At 61.5% G+C, this 21,689-nt stretch carries 23 protein-coding genes; 15 read left to right on the top strand and 8 right to left on the bottom strand.

What is annotated here, in order from left to right:
* The first annotated feature begins 64 nt into the window (after positions 1 to 64).
* From BM177_RS12790 to BM177_RS12770, 4 genes are all read left to right on the top strand, one after another.
* Positions 65 to 334: a hypothetical protein gene (locus tag BM177_RS12790; RefSeq protein ID WP_091683034.1), complete on the top strand. Its 270-nt coding sequence runs from the start codon at positions 65 to 67 to the stop codon at positions 332 to 334.
* Positions 335 to 392: 58 nt separating this feature from the next.
* The gene (locus BM177_RS12785) at positions 393 to 1,862 is read left to right on the top strand and encodes a diaminobutyrate--2-oxoglutarate transaminase (RefSeq protein ID WP_091683032.1); all 1,470 of its coding nucleotides are present in this window, start codon (positions 393 to 395) and stop codon (positions 1,860 to 1,862) included.
* 37 nt (positions 1,863 to 1,899) lie between these two features.
* Positions 1,900 to 2,133, top strand: coding sequence for an MbtH family protein (locus tag BM177_RS12780; protein ID WP_091683029.1), 234 nt, complete (start codon positions 1,900 to 1,902; stop codon positions 2,131 to 2,133).
* A 277-nt stretch (positions 2,134 to 2,410) separates the two neighbouring features.
* Entirely contained in the window at positions 2,411 to 3,118 is a 708-nt protein-coding gene (locus tag BM177_RS12770; RefSeq protein ID WP_091683024.1) for a hypothetical protein, read from the top strand.
* A gap of 309 nt (positions 3,119 to 3,427) precedes the next feature.
* Here the strand turns inward: BM177_RS12770 and BM177_RS12765 are convergent, their stop codons facing one another.
* From BM177_RS12765 to BM177_RS12755, 4 genes are all read right to left on the bottom strand, one after another.
* Entirely contained in the window at positions 3,428 to 4,225 is a 798-nt protein-coding gene (locus tag BM177_RS12765) for a metallophosphoesterase family protein (protein ID WP_175492598.1), read from the bottom strand.
* Positions 4,222 to 4,875, bottom strand: coding sequence for a diacylglycerol/lipid kinase family protein (locus tag BM177_RS12760; RefSeq protein WP_210185907.1), 654 nt, complete (start codon positions 4,873 to 4,875; stop codon positions 4,222 to 4,224). The genes BM177_RS12765 and BM177_RS12760 overlap by 4 nt, the downstream gene beginning before the upstream one ends.
* Complete coding sequence (locus BM177_RS20360) at positions 4,872 to 5,174, bottom strand: diacylglycerol kinase family protein (protein WP_210185906.1); 303 nt, start codon at positions 5,172 to 5,174, stop codon at positions 4,872 to 4,874. Before BM177_RS20360 ends, BM177_RS12760 begins: the two co-directional genes overlap by 4 nt.
* Positions 5,175 to 5,341: 167 nt before the next feature.
* Complete coding sequence (locus BM177_RS12755) at positions 5,342 to 5,956, bottom strand: DUF4142 domain-containing protein (protein ID WP_425284396.1); 615 nt, start codon at positions 5,954 to 5,956, stop codon at positions 5,342 to 5,344.
* 339 nt (positions 5,957 to 6,295) lie between these two features.
* Here BM177_RS12755 and ligD point away from each other — a divergent pair, with 339 nt between their 5' ends.
* Positions 6,296 to 8,902: a DNA ligase D gene (gene ligD, locus BM177_RS12745; protein ID WP_091683015.1), complete on the top strand. Its 2,607-nt coding sequence runs from the start codon at positions 6,296 to 6,298 to the stop codon at positions 8,900 to 8,902.
* Between the two features lie 229 nt (positions 8,903 to 9,131).
* Positions 9,132 to 9,896, top strand: a complete 765-nt coding sequence (gene pqqC / locus BM177_RS12740; protein ID WP_091683013.1) for a pyrroloquinoline-quinone synthase PqqC — start codon at positions 9,132 to 9,134, stop codon at positions 9,894 to 9,896.
* A gap of 167 nt (positions 9,897 to 10,063) precedes the next feature.
* Here the strand turns inward: pqqC and BM177_RS12735 are convergent, their stop codons facing one another.
* Positions 10,064 to 11,179 (bottom strand): zinc-binding metallopeptidase family protein, encoded by a 1,116-nt coding sequence (locus BM177_RS12735; protein ID WP_091683010.1) that lies wholly within the window; start codon positions 11,177 to 11,179, stop codon positions 10,064 to 10,066.
* A 268-nt stretch (positions 11,180 to 11,447) separates the two neighbouring features.
* Between BM177_RS12735 and BM177_RS12725 the strand changes: the two genes are divergently transcribed.
* The 5 genes from BM177_RS12725 to BM177_RS21275 all read left to right on the top strand — a co-directional run bounded on the left by BM177_RS12725 (position 11,448) and on the right by BM177_RS21275 (position 15,040).
* Positions 11,448 to 11,681: a hypothetical protein gene (locus BM177_RS12725; protein WP_091683004.1), complete on the top strand. Its 234-nt coding sequence runs from the start codon at positions 11,448 to 11,450 to the stop codon at positions 11,679 to 11,681.
* A 134-nt stretch (positions 11,682 to 11,815) separates the two neighbouring features.
* Positions 11,816 to 13,060: an MFS transporter gene (locus BM177_RS12720; protein WP_175492597.1), complete on the top strand. Its 1,245-nt coding sequence runs from the start codon at positions 11,816 to 11,818 to the stop codon at positions 13,058 to 13,060.
* A 151-nt stretch (positions 13,061 to 13,211) separates the two neighbouring features.
* Positions 13,212 to 14,318 carry a catalase family protein gene (locus BM177_RS12715; protein WP_091683230.1) on the top strand — a complete coding sequence of 369 codons (1,107 nt, stop codon included), beginning with the start codon at positions 13,212 to 13,214 and terminating at the stop codon, positions 14,316 to 14,318.
* 99 nt (positions 14,319 to 14,417) lie between these two features.
* On the top strand, positions 14,418 to 14,597 hold the full coding sequence (locus BM177_RS12710) for a DUF3008 family protein (RefSeq protein WP_091683228.1): 180 nt from the start codon (positions 14,418 to 14,420) through the stop codon (positions 14,595 to 14,597).
* 35 nt (positions 14,598 to 14,632) lie between these two features.
* Entirely contained in the window at positions 14,633 to 15,040 is a 408-nt protein-coding gene (locus tag BM177_RS21275) for a four-helix bundle copper-binding protein (RefSeq protein WP_244532296.1), read from the top strand.
* A 153-nt stretch (positions 15,041 to 15,193) separates the two neighbouring features.
* On the opposite strand, the gene BM177_RS12700 is transcribed toward BM177_RS21275, so the two are convergent.
* Both BM177_RS12700 and hemN read right to left on the bottom strand, forming a co-directional pair.
* Positions 15,194 to 16,129 (bottom strand): glutaminase, encoded by a 936-nt coding sequence (locus tag BM177_RS12700; RefSeq protein WP_091683226.1) that lies wholly within the window; start codon positions 16,127 to 16,129, stop codon positions 15,194 to 15,196.
* A 72-nt stretch (positions 16,130 to 16,201) separates the two neighbouring features.
* The gene (gene hemN / locus BM177_RS12695; RefSeq protein ID WP_091682996.1) at positions 16,202 to 17,551 is read right to left on the bottom strand and encodes an oxygen-independent coproporphyrinogen III oxidase; all 1,350 of its coding nucleotides are present in this window, start codon (positions 17,549 to 17,551) and stop codon (positions 16,202 to 16,204) included.
* A 322-nt stretch (positions 17,552 to 17,873) separates the two neighbouring features.
* On the opposite strand from hemN, the gene BM177_RS12690 reads away from it, so the two are divergent.
* From BM177_RS12690 to BM177_RS12675, 4 genes are read left to right on the top strand one after another with little or no spacing between them, the layout of a single operon-like run.
* Positions 17,874 to 18,224, top strand: coding sequence for an ArsR/SmtB family transcription factor (locus BM177_RS12690; protein ID WP_091682993.1), 351 nt, complete (start codon positions 17,874 to 17,876; stop codon positions 18,222 to 18,224).
* Positions 18,208 to 18,672, top strand: a complete 465-nt coding sequence (locus BM177_RS12685; protein ID WP_244532295.1) for an SRPBCC family protein — start codon at positions 18,208 to 18,210, stop codon at positions 18,670 to 18,672. The genes BM177_RS12690 and BM177_RS12685 overlap by 17 nt, the downstream gene beginning before the upstream one ends.
* A gap of 47 nt (positions 18,673 to 18,719) precedes the next feature.
* Positions 18,720 to 19,280, top strand: coding sequence for an SRPBCC family protein (locus tag BM177_RS12680; protein WP_244532294.1), 561 nt, complete (start codon positions 18,720 to 18,722; stop codon positions 19,278 to 19,280).
* 56 nt (positions 19,281 to 19,336) lie between these two features.
* Positions 19,337 to 19,759: a VOC family protein gene (locus BM177_RS12675; protein ID WP_091682988.1), complete on the top strand. Its 423-nt coding sequence runs from the start codon at positions 19,337 to 19,339 to the stop codon at positions 19,757 to 19,759.
* A gap of 12 nt (positions 19,760 to 19,771) precedes the next feature.
* Here BM177_RS12675 and BM177_RS12670 read toward each other — a convergent pair whose 3' ends face one another.
* Positions 19,772 to 21,196: a short-chain fatty acid transporter gene (locus BM177_RS12670; protein ID WP_091682985.1), complete on the bottom strand. Its 1,425-nt coding sequence runs from the start codon at positions 21,194 to 21,196 to the stop codon at positions 19,772 to 19,774.
* Between the last annotated feature and the right edge of the window lie 493 nt (positions 21,197 to 21,689).

Genomic DNA, 21,689 nt, shown 5'->3' with positions numbered 1-21,689 from the left:
CAGCGAGCGGGCGAGGGCGGCATGCGGCCGCGCCCGATTCGGCGCCGCGCGATACGGCCGAGACATGTTCTTTTTGGCTGGAGCTGCGACGATTGCTCGGCATGTTTTTTCTTTGACCAGTGGCCGCGACATCTTTGCGGCCAGCGCAATCACACGAACCGCCTTATTGAGACGCGCGAGGCCGCCAGATCACGCCATGAAAAATTTCAAGATGACTCCCTTGTCGGCCTCCATCAAAAAAAAGATGACGCATCATCGCCGGGTCAAACGTTTTCCCTTCAACCTGCAATCTGTAGCTGCGCCCGATGGATTTCTCGTGGCGATGCCTGGTTGAAGGGATGCCTCGATTCGCGTCGCGATCTCGAAATCCAGATAGGCCTCGGACGGAAATCATGGAAGCATCGAGACGGGCGGACTCGTCTTTGGAAATTTCGCCTTCGGCTGCCGAAACGGGGGCGGCGCGAAGCGATCAAGCGCCAGGCTCGGAACAGGACAAGAAACCAGCCGCGCGCTCATCCGCCTCCTATCTGGAGCGGCAAAATCGGATCGAGTCCAACGCGCGGAGTTATCCGCGCCGGCTTCCGATTGCGCTGAAGTCCGGCCGCGGCGTCCGCGTCGTCGACGTCGACGGACGCGAATATATCGATTGTCTCTCCGGGGCCGGCTCGCTGGCGCTCGGCCACAGTCACCCCGAAATTTCTGAAGCGCTTCACAAGGCGTTATTGGACGAGGCTCCCCTTCAGACTCTCGACCTGCCTACGCCGCTGAAGGAGCGTTTCATCGATGAGCTGATCGCGACTCTTCCCGATGAATTCGCGGCGGACGCCAGGATTCAATTTTGTGGTCCGTCTGGAGCGGACGCCATCGAAGCGGCGCTTAAACTGGTCAAGACGGCGACCGGACGGCGCGGCGTCTTGTGTTTCCACGGCTCCTATCACGGAATGACGTCCGGGGCGCTTGGCCTGACCGGCGCCATCGCCGCCAAAGCCGCCGTAGGGCTCTCAGCGGAAAGCCAATTCCTTCCGTTCCCTTCCGATTACCGCTGCCCTTTCGGGCTTGGCGGGACGGCGGGAGCGACAGTAGGCGCGGCTTATATCGAGACCTTGCTGGACGATCCTAACAGCGGCGTCTGCGCCCCCGCCGCGGTCATTCTCGAGATTGTCCAAGGAGAGGGCGGCATCAATCCGGCGCCCGATGACTGGCTGCGCGCCGTCCGCGCCATGACCAGCCGCCGCGGCATTCCTTTGATCATCGACGAAGTCCAGACCGGGCTTGGCCGCACCGGCCGCCTGTTCGCCTTCGAACGGGCCGGCGTCAGACCCGACGTGGTCGTGTTGTCGAAGGCGATCGGCGGAGGACTGCCCCTCTCCGTCGTTGTTTATCATCGGGATCTCGATGTCTGGAAACCCGGCGCGCACGCCGGCACTTTTCGCGGCAACCAACTGGCGTTTGCGGCGGGCGCCGCCGCGATTCGGCATGTTCGAGCCCACCGCCTCGATCTGCATGCGGAGGCGATGGGTCAGCGTCTGATGGCGGCCCTCGATCGCGTCGCCGCGACCAAATCCTCGATCGGGAATGTGCGCGGCCGCGGTCTGATGATCGGCGTCGAATTCGTTGAGTCTCAGAACTCCGCGCCCGGTTCGAGGCCGCCGCCGGCGCATCCGGCGATGGCGCGTCATGTCCAGGCGGAATGCCTCCGGCGCGGGCTGATTGTTGAGCTCGGCGGCCGTTTCGGCGCTGTTGTCCGTTTTCTTCCGCCGCTGATCGTCAGCGCGAACGAGATCGACGAGATCGCCGCCCGATTCGAGGACGCGGTCGCGGCCGCGCAATCGCGGGCGGCCACAGCTTCGCGCCTGTCATAAGACAAACGATCGAAGCCGAACCAAAGGAGAAATCAGTATGGCCCAGGAAGAAGACGAAACCGCATTTTATGTCGTCGTCGTCAATCATGAAGAGCAATATTCGATCTGGCCTGACTACAAGGAAATTCCGGCCGGATGGCGCGCAGCTGGCAAGACGGGACCGAAGGCGGAATGCCTCGCCTATATCAATGAGGTGTGGACCGATATGCGCCCGCTGAGTCTGAGAAAAAAGATGGAAATGTCAGCGCGGGAGCCATCGGGGTCTGTGTGATCGCTCGCCTTCGCTGAGGCCTTTACGGACGGCGGGCTCGCCGCAATGCGTTGGCTGAAGAGAGGACTTCTCCGGTTCAAAAAAACTTTTCAAGGCGGCGCCGATGACATGGCGGATTGCGTCGGGTTGAAACGTTTTAAATCAAGAAGAATGCTTCAGGCGAAGCATCCTCTGTTGTGCGAACGCTCCTGTTCGTGCAAAGGGCCGGCGCCCGACGTTCTCGGGCCGCTCCCACAAAAATTCCAGTTATTCCACAAATGGGAGGGGATGTATTAAAATGAACTACAAGCTTATCGCCGCCGGCGCGCTGCTCGGATCGACCGCCATTCTCGGCAGCGCCTTCGCGCATGAATCGCGCGTGCTGCCGGCGGACAAGAACAGCGTCAGGCTTACCGTCGGCTTTCACGTTGAGCCCGCCTTCGAGGATAGTTTCAACGCGATCGACGTCATTCTCTATACTTATGATAAGGCGTGTCCGCTCGACAAAACAGATTTCTATGGCAATGTCATTGATACGGGAGGCACTAAAGGAAATGCCGATCCCGACACCGTCAATCTGAAAGTCGACGCGCTCTATTTGAACAGCCAGACGCCGCCGACGGGGCCGAACGGGAATATCGCTCCTCCCGGAATCATAAAGAGCCTCACCATCACCAATTATTCCCCGCTGACGGAAGCCTACGGTGACGCAGGAACCTACAATAGCTGGTTGCGGCCGACCCATCCCGGCAACACGGCCAAGGGCGGCGCCTATGGCTTCCATGTCTATGGGACTGTGCACGCCGGGCCCAGCAGCTATAAGTGCGAAGGCGATTCGGCGGAAACCCCGATCGCGGCGAGGACTGCAAAAATCGACGCTTATTATGTATGCGGCAATGGCTCGTTCACCCCGCCGCATTCCTTCGGTTGCATATCGGCGATCCAGCCCTTCCCCGGTTTGAACACAGACAGCTATACGCCGAACACGAGCTATTATACTCACTGAACCTTTAGGCGTCTAACGTCCCGCTTCGTTGAGGCGCGACGCTACGATGCTTGATGGATCCGGACGGAGATTGCGCGGCGCCGTTCATGACGGCGCCGCTTTAATTCCTCCTCTTGCAATCACGTATAAGATCGCTTTCGATAGAACCGCGTCAGATCGCCACTATCCGAGGCTGTCGCGCAAAAACCTGCCGACGCGATCCGATGAACGCTGTTGGAACAGACTGTCGGGGCTATAACGCCTGTTAGTCCAACCTGCGGTATGCTCCGCCGGCATTGGGCGAGGTCGGAGCGTTGCTGGCGCCGCGCTTCAGGGATTATTGCGATAATTGCGCCGGGGCAGCAGCCAAGCCTTGAACGGTTCGAAATCGGATCCTGTCCAACCCCACGCCTGAATCTTGATCGAGAGAGCGTCGGCTTCGATGGTGGAATAACTTGGAGGCGCCCCCCGCGAGCGCAAGGATAGCGTGCCAGCTCCGATCGCGTAGGTTCGACCTCCTTGCGGTTGGAGACTGACGGCGAAGGGATCGTGGACATGTCCCGTCAGGATCAGGTCGATCCCGGCCTGCGCCAGGAGGACGGATGCGGCCGCGGCGCGATAAACCCCGCCCGTCATCACCGTGGGCCGGGCCTCGATCAGCGGATGATGACAGACCAGCACCTTCAACGCCGTCGCGGCGGCCTTCAGTTCGAGCGCGCTTTGACGGAGCGCATCGAGATTGACGGCGCCCTTCGACCAATCGGACCGAAACTGCGCGCCGCGAGACGTATTGACGCCGCGCACCGCGAGGCCGGGGAGATTGATCGCCGTCACGCTGACCGGTCCGATGAATCTGTGGTAGCGCGCGAAAGGCGCAAAAATCCTGAGAGGAAGATTCCAGTACGGGACATCGTGGTTGCCAGGGGTGACGAAACGCGGCGAAGGCAGCCGGGCAAGCCAGGTCTGCGCCTGCCTGAACTCGCGAGGGCGCCCCGCCGCGGTCACATCCCCCGAAACGATCACGGCGTCGGGCGAAAACGAGTGAGCCATAACCACGGCCGACTCCGACGCTTCCCGATCCTCCGCGCCGAAATGCACGTCGCTGAGATGGACGAGGCGAATGGTCAAGAAACTCCGCCGCTTTCGGATTTGTGTCCCGCGTTGAGGTTGGAGCCCGTGCGGATTTCATCGCTGATGATTGCGGGAACAAGAGCCCGAAATGAGTTCGGTACGAATGTGAATGTCGCATCGCTCGGCAACATCCACATTTCGCCGTCGAGAATACAGGGAATCGGCCTCTTCGACCACACCCGGACGAACCGGCACCGCAGAATGTTCTTCACCGATTGATCCCGCCGCCATTCGCCGGCCAGAAAATTAACTCCAAGCTTGAATGCTTCGGCGGCGCTTTTCGGGTCGAGCGCCGCGGCTTCAAAGGCCGATTCGTCGTCGCACACTTTCGACGCCAAGGGACAAAGGACCACGAGCGCTTCGGCCGCTCCCGCGGAATCATGATCCAGAGCAAAGCGGACCTTTCGGGAAAACGCGCTTTCAATAGCGTGACGCGCACGCGTCCATGCGTGTTGCAACTGTAGAGTCCGCATCGCCTCCCGCGCGGGAGCCCACAACGCCGGCGCGCCCACGATCGCGGCGACATAGAACGAACGCCCCTCGACTTCCGCGCCGCACATGGGTCGTATCCGCCCCGCTCGCAAAGAGTCGCGCAACGCCTCAGTCCATGACAATTCGCCGTAGAGGGCTCTGGGGAGAAGGTTCATCGTGCCGCCAGGAAGAGGCGCCAGCAGTCATTGTCGCCACATAATTCCGCCGCGAGACGCGCCGTGCCGTCTCCGGCGAGGACCGCCACCAGATCGGGGCCGGAGTCGACGGCGCCGCGAACGGCCCTCTCCACCTCGTTTGACTCGACGCTGGAGACGCGAATGGAAATTCCAAGGTCCGACGCAAGGGATTTCATCGTATCGGCCGCGCCCTTGTTCACGCCGCCGCTCTCGTTGTTGATAATTGCCTCGATGCGACGAATCCGGACTGTTTGATCGCTGAGCTTGGGCGTTTCCATGGACGATAAATGATCTCGCGCGCCTCCGGTTCCGCTTCTGCGAGGCTGCGCCCCACGCGGAGATCCGCCTGTCGCGCGACGCGCCGTCTCGGGACGGGCGCCGTCCCGCCTCTCGCGGGAAGGCGCAGCATGGCTATAAAAGACTCAGCATGGCTCTGTCCGGGCGCCTATTTGCCATAAACCGAGCGGCCCGTCGGCTCCTTCAAGCCTGGCATGGCGCCGCGATTTTCCGATTCGTGTCTCGCGCCCGCGTTTCGCAGACCCTCCGCCATTTCGAGATGATGTTTCAACGCCGGCAGCGTTCTTGCCGCCCACTGCTTCAGCGCAGCATTTTCGCCGCCTTTTGCGTAGCGCTCAAACAGACTCACAGCGTCCTTGTGGCCGGACGCCTGATCATTGGCGTAGGTTCTGATGAAATTGACGCCTTCCGCGTCCTTCATCGAATCAAGCGTCTTTTGATGTGAAGCGTCCAGCGCCAACGGGACGTCGACCTTGACCGAGGGGTCCTGCGCGAGCATCTTCAACTCATTCGAGGTCTTGGTATGGTCCTGGATCATTTGATCGGCGAAAGTCGCCACCGGACCTGTCGCCTGCTGTTTGGCGAGTTGACTTGATTGGATCTCGAAGAGATCGCTGATCGCCGCCTCTTTCACGAAATCGGCTGTGGAGGGGCTGACGCCAAGAACCGAATTCAGTCCGGTTTTTTCGCTAACGGACTCTGCCTGAACCGTTGCGCCTGCGAGCCCGAGGAGCATCGCGCCAAAAACGATTGTCTTGTTCACATTCACTCCGGGATTAGACAACATCATGCCGCCTAACCCGTTCGGCAGAGGCTCGTTCCACGCCAGCCGCCTCTAACCCCAAGGCCTGACCCGCATCTTCAGCTCGGACACCGCCGCGCCTCTTGCGGGTTTGCGCCCTGAACAGGCGGCGGTCTTGACGATCTTGTTCATGCCGAGCCTCGCCTCGACGGAACGCGCCGGGCCGACAAGGGGTTCATTCTTTTCAAAAACGCGTCAAAAACGGGTTCATCCTTCGCTAGAGGCGCCCGCTTTTCCTAAGACTGGGATCGCGCGGCGCTTCAGGGCGCGCCGATCGTTCAGCGCGAAGCCGGAGACGACATGGCCGCGACGAAGCTGACCAAATACCAGCGCATGCGGGACTTCTCGAAGACCTCCGAGCCGTCGGGAAAAGGCGGCCGGGCCAAGTCGTCCCGGGCGCTTCGCTTTGTCATCCAGAAACACGCGGCGAGGCGTCTGCATTTCGATCTTCGGCTGGAGCACGAGGGCGCGTTCAGGTCCTGGGCCGTGCCGAAGGGGCCCTCGCTCGATCCGAAGGACCGGCGCCTGGCCGTGGAGGTCGAGGACCATCCCCTCGACTATGGCGATTTCGAAGGCGTGATCCCGAAGGGCCAATACGGCGGCGGCGCGGTGATGCTTTGGGATCGCGGCTTCTGGGCGCCGGAGGAGGGCTTCGAGAACATCAACCAGGCGCTCGCTCAAGGAGAGCTGAAGTTCGTCATGGAAGGCGAGCGAATGCACGGTTCGTGGGTGCTGGCGCGGACAACGCGCGACAGCGGCGGCAAGGCGAACTGGCTGCTGATCAAGCACCGCGACGATGGCGCGGCGGCGGGCGACCTCGCGGGAGCCGGCGAGAATGACCGTTCAGTGGCGTCCGGCCGCACGATGACCGAGATCGCCAACGGCGAGGGCAGGGCGGCGACTCCCTTCATGACCGCGAAGGGCGCGCCGGCCGGCGCCGTCTGGCGAAGCGACCGCGAGCCCCCCGCGACCGGGGGCCTCGCCGCGCCCAAAGTCAGATCGAGGGGAAAAGCGCGGCGCGCCGCTCGCCTGCCGGACTTCATCGAGCCGCAGCTCGCGACGGCGCTTCAAAAGCCTCCGTCGGAACCTGGGTGGGCGCATGAGATCAAGTTCGACGGCTACCGCATGCAATTGCGGGTTCAGGGCGGCAAGGCGACGCTTCTTACGCGCAGAGGCCTTGACTGGTCCACGAGGTTTCCCGAGATCGTCTCTGCCGGCGCAAGGCTCGCGGACGGAATCATCGATGGCGAGGTGGCGGCGCTCGATCATGGCGGCGCGCCGGACTTCGCGGCGCTTCAGGCCGCCATTTCCGAGGAAAAGACCGGAAATCTCGTCTTTTTCGCTTTCGACCAGATGTTTCACGATGGCGAGGATATGCGCTCCCTTGGGCTGTCCGAACGCAAGAGCCGTCTAAAGGCGGCGCTCGCGAACGCGCCGGTCAACATCCGCTTTGTCGATCATTTCGTCACCGCAGGCGACGCGGTGCTGCGTTCGGCCTGCCGTATGCGCCTCGAGGGCATCGTCTCCAAGCGGCTCGACGCGCCCTATCAATCGGGACGGAGCGAAAGCTGGGGCAAATGCAAGTGCCGGCAGGGCCACGAGGTGGTGATCGGCGGTTGGACGACGACGGGCGAGGCCTTCAGGTCTTTGATCGCCGGGGTCAATTGCGACAACGAGCTTATTCATGTTGGCCGGATTGGGAGCGGATTCAGCCATACGACCATCGCGGGCCTCATGCCTCGCCTGAAGGCGCTTGAGACCGACGCCACCCCATTTGCCGGCAAGGGGGCGCCGAAAAAGGCGGCGGGCGTTCACTGGGTGCGGCCGGAGCTTGTCGCGGAGATCGAATATGCCGGCTTCACCGGCGACGGACTGATCCGCCAGGCGTCGTTCAAAGGACTTCGCGAGGATAAACCGGCAAGCGAGGTCGTGGCCGAACCTCCGGCGCCCGCAACGACAGACTTCAACGAGCCGATCAACGCGCCGGTGCGGACAAAATCGGCCATTCCCCGCGGATCCGCGACAGTCATGGGGGTTGTCATCTCTCACGCCGACAAGCCGCTGTGGCCGGACTCCGGGGACGGAGGCCCGGTCACGAAGCTCGATCTGGCCCGATATTACGAGGCCGTCGGCGACTGGATGCTGCGGCATCTCAAGGGCCGGCCGTGTTCGATGATCCGTATGCCGGACGGGATCAACGGGCGTCAGAGCTTTTTCCAGCGCCACTCCGCCAAGGGGCAATCGTCCTTGATCACCGAGGTCGAGGTCTTCGGAGACCGGAAGCCTTATCTGCAATTCGACCGGGTCGAGGCGTTGGTCGCCGCCGCCCAGACGGCCGCGGTGGAGCTGCATCCCTGGAACTGCGAGCCGTTCGCGCCGGAGCAGCCTGGCCGGCTGGTGTTCGACCTCGACCCTGCGCCGGACGTTTCCTTCGACGATGTGATGGCGGCGGCGCGCGAAATCCGCGACCGTCTGCATGATCTTGGCCTCGTCGGTTTTTGCAAGACCACGGGCGGCAAAGGGCTGCACGTGGTGACGCCGCTGCAGGCCAAGGGGATCGACTGGGCCGTCGCCAAGGCCTTCGCCCGCGACATTTGCAAGGCGATGGCGGCGGACGCGCCCAACCGATACCTGATCAGCATGGCCAAGAAGGAGCGCACGGGGCGGATCTTTCTGGATTACCTGCGCAATGATCGCATGGCGACGTCCGTCGCTCCTTTTTCGCCGCGCGGTCGCCCCGGCGCGCCCGTATCCATGCCGCTAACCTGGAGCCAGGTGAAAAAAGGGTTGAACCCGGCAAAATATACAATCCGCACGGCGCCGCGCCTCTGCGCCAGGCTGGCCGCCTGGGAGGATTATTGCGACGGCGAGCGGCCTTTGGACGGCGCGATCAAACGCCTGCGCTGAGGAGCGGGGCTTTTTGGCGCAAGGGATTTTTTCGCCCTTGGCTGAGATGGCTTAATTTTCTATCTAGAGCATATTCCGATCGGAGTGAATCAATCCAATCGGCAAGACTATGCTCAAGTTTTTGACTCTGGAGCGATTTCTGATCGATCGCATGACTTCATGCGATCGGAAAGCGCTCTAGGGGGCGAGACAGCCAAAAAACCGGCTGCGGCGGCAGGGAGCCCAGGCTATGGACGAAATCAACCCGCGGCGGCCGGCCGTATCGGCTCCAATGTCCGTGGAGGAGTTCGACGCCGCCATCCGCAGCGTCGGGACCGAGCGGTATCATGACAAGCATGTTTTTCATAAGCTTCTGCATGGCGGCAAGCTGAACAAGGGTCAGGTTCAGGCCTGGGCGCTCAACCGATACTGCTATCAGGAGGCGGTTCCGCGCAAAGACGCCGCCTTCATGAGCCGCGTCCATGATCGCGCGTTGCGTCGCGAATGGATCAGCCGCATCCACGATCACGATGGCCTCGGGGACGAGCCGGGCGGAATCGAACGCTGGCTCATTTTGACCGACGGTCTCGGGCTCGATCGCGATTATGTCACGTCGATGCGGGGGGCCTTGCCGGCGACGCGTCATATCGTCGAATCTTATGTGCGCTTCGTGCGCGAGCAGCCTCTCGTCGTGGCGGTGGCCTCCTCGCTGACCGAACTCTTCGCGCCCTCGATCCATCGCGAGCGCATTGCCGGCATGCTGGAAAATTATGAGTTCATCGGCGACGGCGTCATGGCCTATTTCAGGAGGCGGCTCAGTCAGGCGCCGCGCGATTCGGACTTCGCTCTCTGTTACGTCAAGGCGAACGCGATCACCCGCGCGGAGCAGGAGGCCTGCGTCGACGCCGTGCGTTTCAAGTGCAACGTGCTTTGGGCGCAGCTCGACGTCTTGAACCACGCCTACGTCACGCCTGCGCTCGTTCCTCCCGGCGCCTTCGTTCCAGAAAAGGACTAGCAGCGGGAGACCGGTTTCAGCGCGGCGGCCTTATGCGCGGCCTTCTTTTATCGCTCGTCAGGCGACCCCGAGCGGACGACGACCAGCGTTTGAAATCGTCCCCGCGGAAGGCGATCGAGCCGCGCAAGGATTCGATGACAGGCGCCAACTCTTTGCGCCGAAGCGGTTCAGACAGCGTCCCGAACCTCGCGTCCTTCGAATTGCGCCGGCGCGTCGCCGACCGCTGTGGAGCGCCGATGAACCAGCCGGCTGACATATTTCAGCTTCTCGATCACCATCGGCGAGAGCACGAACGGGTAAAGGTCCGGCTGTCCCATTGAGCGATTGATATTGTTGACCGCGAAGGTGAGCGGAAGCCATTCGTTGATCAGATGATCGATATCCTGAACATCGTGCGGATCAAAATCGACGCCCGCAAGCATGACCGCGTCGCCCAGTTTGGGTTTGAGGCTGAGGCCAAAGGCGCGCGCCGTCTCCAGCGTATCTATCATATGCAGGAAATGCGCGAAGGTTTCGGCGAAGTCCTCCCAGGGATGCGAGGTCGCGTAGGCGCTGATAAAGCTCTCGCGCCAGCCCGCCGGAGCGCCGCGCTCGTAATATTTCTTCAGAGCGGTCTCGTAATCTTCGCTTTCGTCGCCGAACGCCTCGCGGCATGAGTCAATCTCTCCGCCGTCGCGGACGAGCTTGTCCCAGTAATAATGACCCACCTCGTGCCTGAAATGACCAAGCAGCGTCCGGTAAGGTTCTTTCATCGAGACCCGGAGCGTTTCTCTCGCCGCGTCGTCGGCCTCGGCAAGGGAGAGCGTGATCACCCCGTTGTCGTGGCCGGTCATGACTTTACGCCCGATCGACGGATCGCGCGGATCGCTGAGAAAATCAAACACGAGCGGTTCCGGATCGCCGCTGGCTGATGTGGGTAACGGAACACCTATGTTGATCAGCGTATAGATGAGGCGGCGCTTCGCTGTTTCGATCTTCTGCCATCGAAGATGCTGCGCCGGATCGGAAATGTCCGGTATTGTGCGATTATGCCGGCACGCGCGGCAAAACTGCTCGTCTTCCTTCGTCCGAACCAGCCAATTGCAGCCCTCACGCTCCCAGTTGGCGCAAAAGCGATAGCTCTCGCCGCGGTCGGCGAGCGCGATCCAGTTGGAACCGTCCGCTTCGACAGCGCTCAAGGTGGAGCGTTCGGGCAAATAGCCGAGCTGATGGCCGCAACGCTCGCAAATCGTATTCTCGAAGAGCAGCGGCTGCTGGCAATATTGACAGGAAAAAAGCTTCAAGAAACGTCTCCCATGCAATCAATCCGGACGCCATCTAAAGCGCCGCCCATCGCAAAAGTTCCCGCTTCGCTCCTGATTTACCTGTTGGGGCGATTGCGCGGCGAACTATCGCGCTTGCGAATCGCAAGCGCGAGCGCATTCAAGGAGAGAGAGCTACTCGGCTCAAGCGCTTATTCGAAAGCGCGCGCCCGGGTCGAACTCCGGTTCAGTCTGGCGCGTTAGCGTTGGGACTTTCCTACGCCGCCACCGATGCAATGAAGGATCAAGCATGCGCCTTTGGATCCGCTTTCTCATACGGCACGCGCTCATCGGATTTGCGATAGGCTTGCTGTTGACACTCCTCATTCTCCTTCAAAACCTCGCCAACATCAAAACCTTGATCATGAATTCCAGCCAGCCGTGGCTGATCTCCGTGCTGCTTGGATATATGATCGGTTCGACATGCAGCGGAGCGCAAATCGGGTTTGCGATCATGTCCCTCAATGAAATGGACGATGAATGATATTGAGAGATCAGGTCCAGGCGTCGTGTGAAGCGCTCCGCGGCGGGAGCCAGAGGCTGGCGATCCTGGCGCGCGCAAGGCGCATTTAACGTTGTCGTTGACAAATCTGGGACGTCGCGCGGCGCGCGATGAAGATGATGCGGTTATATGCGCTGGATTGGGTCAATTTCTTCCTGGCGGACGTCCGCGGCGGGCTCGGCGCGTTCGTCATCGTATTTCTCACGTCAAAGGCTCATTGGTCCGCCTCGGAAATCGGGATCGTCCTGTCGATCAGCGGCGTGGTTGGAATCATGGCGCTTCCGTTTGTCGGCGCGTTCATCGACCACACCAGGGCCAAACGCACGCTTGTTGCGGCGGGCGCGTTCTTGCTGTCCTTTTGCGGCCTGGCGATCGTGTGGCGGCCGGACGTTCCTGTGGTCCTCGCCGCGGATGTCGTGATGGCTATCCTCGGCGGCGTCTTCGCGCCCACCGTCGCGGCGATCACCGTGGGCCTCTGCAGCCGCGAGGGACTCGCGGCGAGGCTCGGCCGTAATGCTGCGTTCGATCGCGCGGGAAATATATTCATCGCCGCCCTCATAGGCCTTCTCGGGATTTCGGCGATGCAAGAAGCTCCGTTTTACATCACTCCGCTTTTCGCGATTTTGACCGCTATTGCGGTGTTCAGCATTCCGGCCGGCGCGGTCGATCACCTCAAAGCGAGAGGCTCGGAGGCCGATCAGCCAATTGCGGCCTCGATCTCCTGGTTTTCCCTTCTGCGATATCGGCCTTTTCTTCTGTTTACGGTCGCGTCGGCCATGTTTCACTTCGCCAATGCGCCCGTGCTTCCGCTGATGCTGCAAAAGCTGACGCTCGCAAATTCGGGCCTTGGAACAGAGATAACCTCCCTCGCCCTTATCATCACGCAGGCGACGACGATCATGATGGCCTTGATCGTGACCCGGGCCAACGAGCTGGGACGAAAGCCGCTCCTCATTGCGGCTTTCGCCGCCGTTCCCTTGCGCGGTATTTTGTGCGCGACGTTCGATCAACCGGCGTTTCTGTTAGCGACACAGGTGCTGGACGGGGTCGGCGGCGGGCTTCTTGATATCCTAGTTCCGCTCGTTCTTGCAGATATCATGAGGGGCGCCGGACATTATAGTCTCGCCCGGGGCGTGCTGGGCGCCATTCAGGGTCTTGGCGGCTCGTTGAGCCAGTCTTTCGCCGGCGCGATCGCATCGTTCGCGGGATATAACGCCGCATTCCTGACCACGGCGCTGATTTCGCTTTTTGCGCTGTTTTTTGTCATGTTCGCACTGCCTGAGACAAGACAAATTGCGCCATTTTTCTTGCGGGAGCCTTCGCCCGCCAAATCCAGGAAAGGGACAACATTTCAAGGCTAACCGCAGCGCGCCCATAAGTTCGCAGGGATGAAGGCGGACGACCACAGCCTGAGCCTGACCTTCGTCATGCGAAGGCTTTGCGCGCTCGCTGGAACGTTTTGATCGCGCGCCCGTTACAAAAAGGGTTGTCATGATCAATGCGGAGCGGGCAATGGCGCAATCGCCTGTAACTTATAGTCCGTCGGTTGAAACATTCGGGAAAGACGAATTGGAGATCGACAGACAGCTTGTGGATCTCCTTCGAGGAATCTCGGAAGTCACCTACAGGAACTCCGGCCATGCGCTGCGCAGCGTCCATGCGAAGGCGCACGGTCTTCTCAAAGGCGAACTTGAGGTCCTCGACGGATTGCCGGCTAATCTTTCGCAAGGGCTCTTCGCCACAGCGGGGCGCTATCCCGTGATCATGCGGTTTTCAACGATACCCGGGGACATCCTTGACGACGCCGTTTCAACCTTGCGCGGTCTTGCGATCAAGGTTTTGGGAGTGCGGGGCGACCGGCTTCCAGGCTCCGAGGACGACGTGACGCAAGATTTTCTTTTCGTGAACGCTCCGGCGTTCGGCGCTGCGAGCACGGCAAAGTTTTTGGGCGCCCTGAAGCTGGTCGCGAAGACGACCGACAGGGGGGAGCCTCTGAAGAAAGCGCTGTCCGCCGTTCTGCGCCGGGTAGAGTCGGTCGTTGAGTCTTTCGGCGGCAAAAGCGCGACCCTCATCGCGCTGGGAGGGCACCCGGAAACGCATATTTTGGGGGAGACCTTCTATTCGCAGGCGCCGATCCGGTATGGAGACTTCATCGCCAAAATAGCTGTGGCGCCGGTGTCGCCCGAGTTGCGCGCCCTGAGCAACGCTCCAGTTGGCACGAGCGGAAAGCCGAACTTTCTCCGCGACGCTGTCCGGGACTTCTTCAAAACCCAAAGCGGCGTCTGGGAGCTGCGGGTTCAGTTGTGCGTCGACCTTGAAAAGATGCCCGTCGAGGACTCCTCGAAACCATGGCCGGAAGATCTCAGCCCCTACGTCGCCGTAGCGCGAATTACCGCAGGGGCGCAGGACTCATGGTCGGCCTCGAACATCAAGTCCGTGGACGACGGCGCCGCATTCAGTCCATGGCGCGGGCTCGCGGCGCATCAGCCGCTGGGGGCGATCATGCGGGCGAGGAAGGAGGCCTACAGGATGTCGGCCGATTTTCGGACTCAACGCAATGGGTGTCCGATTCGTGAGCCGGGCGTCGCCGAACAAACGAACGGTCCCTCATCGCGATGATCGCGAGCTTGCTCTGAACCTTATGGGAGTTTGATCGTTCGGAGAAGGACGTGAGCCATGAGGCCCAACATCGCACGGAACAACGCGAAAGGAGGAAATATGCCGGCGAAATCAAAAGCTCAGCAGAAGGCCGCCGGCGCGGCCCTGTCTGCAAAACGCGGCGAAACAAAAACGAGCGACCTGAAGGGCGCGTCGAAGTCGATGGCCCAGTCCATGACTGAGAAAGAGCTTCACGCTATGGCCTCGACGAAACGCAAGGGCAAGCCAGATCACGTCTAGAATCTCAGCGAGGCAACGTAACTGGAGATATTGTGATGCATATACAGGCAATGATTGACACTCATCCGTCGGCCCGCGCCAGCGACATCGGTTCGTTGGTGAGATGCGTTGAAGCCTGCTTTGATTGCGCACAGGCCTGCGCGGCTTGCGCCGACGCTTGTCTCGGTGAGGACATGGTTGCGGACCTTCGGTCGTGCATCCGCCTGAATCTCGATTGCGCCGATATTTGCGCCGTAACCGGGGCTATTGCAACACGGCAGACCTTCACGAATGGAGCCGCCCTGAGCGCTGTCCTGAAGGCTTGCGCGGAACTTTGCCGTCTTTGCGAAGCAGAGTGCCGGCGCCATGCGCAACATCATGAGCATTGCCGCGTCTGCGCTGATTCGTGCGCGGATTGTGAAAAGGCCTGTTCGATCGCGCTCCAGGCGGAGGTCGTTCATTAGAGCATATTCCGATTGGAGTGAATCAATCCAATCGAGAAGAACATGCTCAAGCTTTTAACTCTGGAGCGATTTCTGATCGATCGCATGACTTCATGCGATCGGAAAGCGCTCTTGGTCGTTTGAGATCCGCCGGAGCGGGCCGCTCCGGCTTTTTCAGGGAACGTCCGCTCCGAAGATCGACCAGCCCATCCGCTTGGCGAGCATCTCGAGCGCGATCCGGCCGAGGTGCGAGTTTCCGTTCGCGTCGAGACCTGGCGACCATACCGCGATCGACGCCTTTCCCGGCGCGATGGCGAGGATACCGCCGCCGACGCCGCTCTTGCCGGGCAGGCCGACGCGATAAGCGAATTCGCCTGACCCGTCATAATGTCCGCAGGTCAACATCAGCGCGTTGATGCGTCGCGCGCGTTCCGGCGAGACGACGTTGAATCCGGTCGTTGGATTTCGTCCGGAATGGGCGAGATACCGCCCCGCCATCGCGAGCTGACGGCACGACATGGCGATCGCGCAATGATGAAAATAGACCCCCAAAGTGAAATCGACCGGATTTTCGAGCACGCCGAAGGACTTCATGTAATTCGCCAGCGCGGCGTTGCGGAAGCCTGTCCGCCTTTCCGATTTCGCCACTGCGTCGTCGATATATATTGTCTCGTCCTCGGCGATGAATTGCAGGAAGCGGAGGATTTCGCCGAGCGCCTCACGCGGCTGATGCCCTGACAAGATCACGTCGGTCACGGCGATGGCGCCGGCGTTGATGAAAGGATTGCGCGGCACGCCGCGTTCGCGTTCAAGCTGTACGATCGAGTTGAACGGATTGCCCGACGGCTCGCGCCCGACGCGGTTCCACAGCCGGTCGCCGGCAAGGCCAAGCGCCAGCGTCAGGGTGAAGACTTTCGAGACGCTCTGGATCGAAAACGGAGCGTCCGCGTCGCCCGCGGCGGCGATTCCCTCCGGGCCTATCACCGCGATGCCGAAGGCGCCGGGGTCGGCCCGGGCAAGCTCGGGGATATAGTCCGCCACTTCGCCGCGATCGGGCCGCGACGCCATTTCATCTGCGATCTCCCGCACGGCTGCGTTGAGTGCAGTCACGGCCTCTCCCACCTGTCATGAAGCCCGCAGCTGCGCGGGAGAGAGGATCATGAGGATTTATCGCGGAACTGTCTAGACCGCGACCGAATGACGCGCGGCGCTGGAACCGAGATAAGCGTCGAAGACCGACGCCAGGATGCGCGCGAAATGGGCAGAACCCGGAGCGAGCGTCAATCGGCCTTTTGTGCGGTCGAGCAGGCCATCATCCTCGAGTTCAGCGAGCGCATCGTCCTTGCCGATCCACCAATCGTCGTGATATCCGAACGCGCGGCCAGCCTGCGACAGATCGACGGCGCCGTCGCACATGATCCGTTCGATGACGTGGGCGCGCAGCAGGTCCTGGCCAGTCATTTTATGGCCGCGCGCGATCGGCAGCCGGCCCGCCGCGACATCCCGCGACCAGGCGCCCGTTTCCGAAATATTCTGGACGTAGCCCTGCGGAGTGCGCCCGATCGAGGTCGCGCCAAGTCCGATCAAGGTTTGCGCGGGGTCGCTCGTGTAGCCTTGAAAATTGCGGCGCAAATGTCCCGAGGCGGCGGCGATCGCGAGGGAATCGTCCGGCAGGGCGAAATGGTCGATGCCGATCCGCACGTAACCGCCTGACAGGAGCGCGTCCGCCGCGGCCTCCGCCTGCGCCGCGCGCTCTTCGCTTTGCGGCAGAGCGTCCGCCATGATCATCTTCTGGTTTTTCGCCATCCAGGGCACATGCGCATATCCAAAAAGCGCGATGCGGTCCGGCTGCATTTCGATGCATTGTTCGACGGTCCGCGTCAGCATTGTCGCAGTCTGATGCGGCAGCCCGTAGATGAGGTCGAAATTGATCCGCCTCACGCCGGCCGCGCGCAAGCCGTCAGTGGAGCGCGCGACGAATTCAGGAGGCTGAATCCGGTTGATCGCCGCTTGCACCTTGGGGTCGAATTCCTGAACGCCGAAGCTCGCGCGGTTGAAGCCGAGCGCGCCGATCTGCTGGATCATGTCGTCCGTCAGAGTGCGCGGATCGCCTTCAATCGCAAGCTCCGCGTTCGGCGCGAGACGAAACCGCTCGCCGAGGCGCGCCATGATCCTTGCAAGATCGGCCGGGTCCAGCGCGGTCGGCGTTCCGCCGCCAAAGTGGAGATGGGCGACCGGCATCCTTGCAGGCAGGGCGTCCGCGAGAAGATCGATTTCGGCGAGCAGATGTTCGATGTAGTCGGCGACCGGCGCGTAACGCGTGGTGAGCTTCATATTGCAGCCGCAGTACCAGCACATCTGTTTGCAGAACGGCACGTGCAGATAAAGGGAGATGGCTTCATCTGGATCGAGCTCTGAGAGCCAGATGCGGTAAAGGGATTCAGGAAAATCGGGCGAGAAATGAGGCGCGGTCGGATAGCTCGTGTAGCGCGGCACGGCGCGGGTCGCATATTTGTCGAAGGCGGTCGTCATCAAAAATCTCACGGTCAGGGCGGGGCTCTCGCGCGAAGATCAATTCATCTTCCATTCCTGCTCCAGGGGTCAAGCGCCGTGCGCCGGTCCCAGCCCACGGCGAAACGGCGGCAGGCGTCGCCGCGAGCGCCCTCCGATCGACCATGTAGAGTTACGCTTTAGAGCGTCATATAAATAGACAACGGCGCATCGCCAAAATCTAGGCCGGTCCTTTTTCGAAAGCCTTCGCCGCGGCGGATCGGAAATGTCGGTCCTGCGGTTGACCAATTTTATGAGCGGATGTATTTAACCATTACGTTATTTAACGATATGGTTTATTTCGATGACGGACGATCGGCTCAACAGCACCCTCTCCGCCTTGGCCGATCCCACGCGTCGCGCCATTCTTGCGCGGCTGGCGCTCGGCGAGACCAGCGTGGCGGAACTCGCAAAGCCCTTCGACATGAGCGGGCCGGCGGTCTCCCGGCATCTCAGGGTGCTCGAGGCGGCCGGGCTCATCACCCGCTCGCGCGACGCGCAGCGGCGCCCTTGCCGCCTCAACGCCGCGCCGCTCGCCGAAGTCGCTGACTGGCTGGAGCGCTATCGGCTTTTCTGGGAAGCGAGCTTCGATCGTCTCGAGGATTATCTTCGCGAGGTGCAGAGCAGGGGAGGCGAGCGTGATAAGCCAAGATGAACTGGCCGACCGCGTGCTCGAAATCACGCGGATCTTCGACGCGCCCCGCGCGCTCGTGTTCGACATGTGGACGGACCCTGCGCATCTGCGCCATTGGATGGGCCCGCGCGATCATCCCGCGGCCGAACTCGGTGGAGAGTTCCGGCCCGGGGGCCGCTGGCGTACCTGTCTGCGCCCGGCGAACGGCGGCGCCGATCTCTGGCAAGGCGGCGTCTACCGCGAAATCGTAAGACCGGAGCGTCTCGTTTTCACGTTCGCCTGGGATCAGGACGATGGCTGGCCCGGCCTCGAAACGGAAGTCACGGTGCTGTTCGAGGATTATGAGGGCGACAAGACGAAGATGACTTTCCGTCAGGCCGTCTTTAACACCACCGCCAATCGCGACGGTCACAGGTTCGGCTGGAGCAGCAGTTTCGACCGTCTCGACGACTATCTGCGCACGCTGTGAGCCCGGCGGTTCACGGGGATGATTAGGGTTCAACGGAGGATTTCAACATGTCTGCCGCTATGATCGCGCTTTTGGTCCTCCTCGCGGGGGTTGGCGCCCTTGCGCTGCTGATATCGCGTCGCCCGGACGCCTTCAGCGTCTCGCGCTCGGTGACCATCGGCGCGCCGCCGCAGGTCGTGTTCGACAACATCAACGAACTGCGCAAATGGGACGCATGGTCGCCATGGGCGAAACTCGACCCCCAAGCGACTAACAGTTTCACCGGGCCGGCTGCGGGCGTCGGCGCCTCCATGGCCTGGGCGGGAAATAATCAGGTGGGCGTCGGCCGGATGACGATCACGCAGAGCCGCCCCGGCGAATTTGTCGAGATGCGGCTGGAATTCGAAAAACCGATGAAGGCCGTCAACACCGTCGAATTCAGGTTGCGGCCGGGCGCCGGCGGCGAGACGAAAGTCAGCTGGACCATGATGGGCGCGAACAGCTTCATCGGCAAGGCGTTCGGCCTCGTTGTGGATTGCGATAAAATGGTCGGCGGCCAGTTCGAACAGGGACTGGCGAGCCTGAAGTCCGTCTCCGAGGCGCCTTGCCGGGCGGAGCGGCCGGCTTAAGCGCTTTATCCGAAAAGCGAGATTTTGTCAGCGCTGTGTCCTGAAGGGAAGCCATCATGCATATCCATACCTACCTGAATTTCAATGGCCGTGCTGACGAGGCGATCGAATTCTACAAGCGCGCGCTTGGCGCGACAGTCGTGAGGTTGATGCGCTACAAGGACAATCCCCAGTCCGGGATGGGTCAACCCGTCGCCGACCCAGACAAGGTCATGCACGCTGAATTGCGCATCGGCGAGACGACGCTCCTGGCGTCGGACGGCGGCTGCCGGGAGGTTTCCGGTTTCGAGGGCGTTTCGCTCTCGCTTTTTGTCTCGGACGACATCGAGGCCGGACGTGTTTTCGCCGCCCTCGCGGAAGGCGGACAGGTGCAGATGCCGCTGACGCCGACTTTTTTCTCGTCGGGGTTCGGCATGCTCACGGATCGCCTCGGCATCTCGTGGATGGTCATGACCCAGTGCGGCTCAGGCGCTCGTTGACGCCGGCGTCCTTCACGGAATGACGGGGGGACGATAAGGCAGTGTGAGGGAAAAGGCCCACAGCATCGCCAGCACGAGCGGCAGGTGGAACATCAGCTGCACGATTGTGAATCCGACGACGTCGCGCGCCTTGAGCCCCAGAACGCCGATCAGCATCAGCATGAAAAAGGGGTTGACTAGATTGGGCAGCGCCTCGGCGGCGTTGTAGATCTGAACCGCCCAGCCGAGATGGACCTTGAGGTCGTTCGCCGTCTGCAAGACATAAGGAGCCTCGAGGATCCATTTGCCGCCGCCCGAAGGAATGAAAAATCCGAGCAGCGCCGAATAGACGCCCATGACGATCGGGAACGTCTCCCGCGTACAGATGCTGGTGAAGAGGTCGGCGAGCCTTGTCGCGAGCGTGTGTCCGCCCAGAGCCGCGGCGCCCGTCATGATCCCGGCGATGCCGCCGTAGATCGGAAATTGAACAATAATCCCGGTTGTCGCCGGAACCGCCTGTGTCGCGGCGTCAAGGAAACTTCGCGGGCGCCAATGCAGGAGCAGCCCGATCATGAGGAGGACGAAATTGTAGGTATTGAGATTGGAAATGGCGAACACCGGATTGGCGCGGGAAAACTCCTGCGCGATCCAGCCGAAGCCAAGGAGCGCGATCGCAATTGAAAGCAGGGGACTGTATTCGAGCCATTCGCCCGGCCGCCGCCGGGGCTCCGGCGCCTTCGTTTTCGTTTCGAGGTTCACTCCAAGCATGGCCGCCGTCACCGCCTGCCCGGGGGCGGGGGCGGACCAGAACGCGATGAGCGTCGAAACAAGGATCAGCGTCAGCGCCATTGCGCCGGACTGCCACAGGAAGATCGTTTCCGTGAAAGGAAGGACGCCGCCGATGTCGAGCAGGCCTTTGGGCAGGCTGCCGGCGTTCGCCTGCAATTGCGCCGCCGAGGAGCTGAGGCCGAGGGCCCATGTGCCGCCAAGGCCCAGATAGGCCGCCGCCGCCGCGGCGCGGTAGTCCATGGCGATCTCGGTCCGCCGCGCCATCGCCCGCACGAGCAGGCCGCTGAACATGAGGCTGATCGCCCAATTGACGAGGGACAGCAGCATGGTCGACGCGGCGATGAAGGCGACGGCGGAGCGCCCGCCGCGCGGGAGCCGCGTAATCCTGTCGATCAGCGCCGCCGCCGGAGGCGAACTCGCGATCACATAGCCGCCGACGACGACCATGACCTGCTGCATGGTGAAGGCGATGAGGCTCCAAAATCCGTCGCCGAAGGATTTCGCGATCACGCCTGGCGGCGCCCCGTTGAGGAGCGCGGCGATGGCGACAAGCACGACCGCGAGGGCCGCGAAAACAAAGGCGTCCGGAAACCAGCGCTCCGCCCATGCCGCGAAACGCAGCGCCAGTCTGGCGAGGGCGCCGTCATCCTGCTTTTGCGTCAGTTTCATTAAGGCGGCCGCCTGATCCGAGCCAATACGTGTTTCTCTGACCCCGGCCATCCCATCCATCGCGCCATGGCTCAACGCGATCTTGACGCCCCCGGAGGGCGCGGCCGCGATCGTTAAAAGGCGGCGCTGAAGCTATAGCCATACGACCCGAACCACAAGGATGCGAGCTTCGCCGCCGCCCTTTCCGCCACGGCCGGGGGCGCTCTCTTCCGCCCGGCAACTATAGAGAGCTATATATTCCGAGTACAAGTTTCGGATGAATGTGGAAAAACATTTGATATTCTACGGAACTACCGCCGTCACAAAGTATTTGTATATGACAGGCCAGGAAGCTGGCCTGGATGCCCGATCATATTCGGGAACCCCAAACGATTTTTAGAAACTCCCTTTCGATATTTCCCTTTTCATCACGTATCAATTTGTTTTTTTTGGATTTGGCGGGGGCGGGGCAGGAGTAATTCCATGGAAGTTGTGGTTTATCATAATGACGAAT

Source organism: Methylocapsa palsarum, from assembly GCF_900114285.1.
GTDB lineage: Bacteria > Pseudomonadota > Alphaproteobacteria > Rhizobiales > Beijerinckiaceae > Methylocapsa > Methylocapsa palsarum.
Note: the sequence above shows the minus strand (reverse complement) of the source record. Positions and strands in the feature narration are given on the sequence as shown.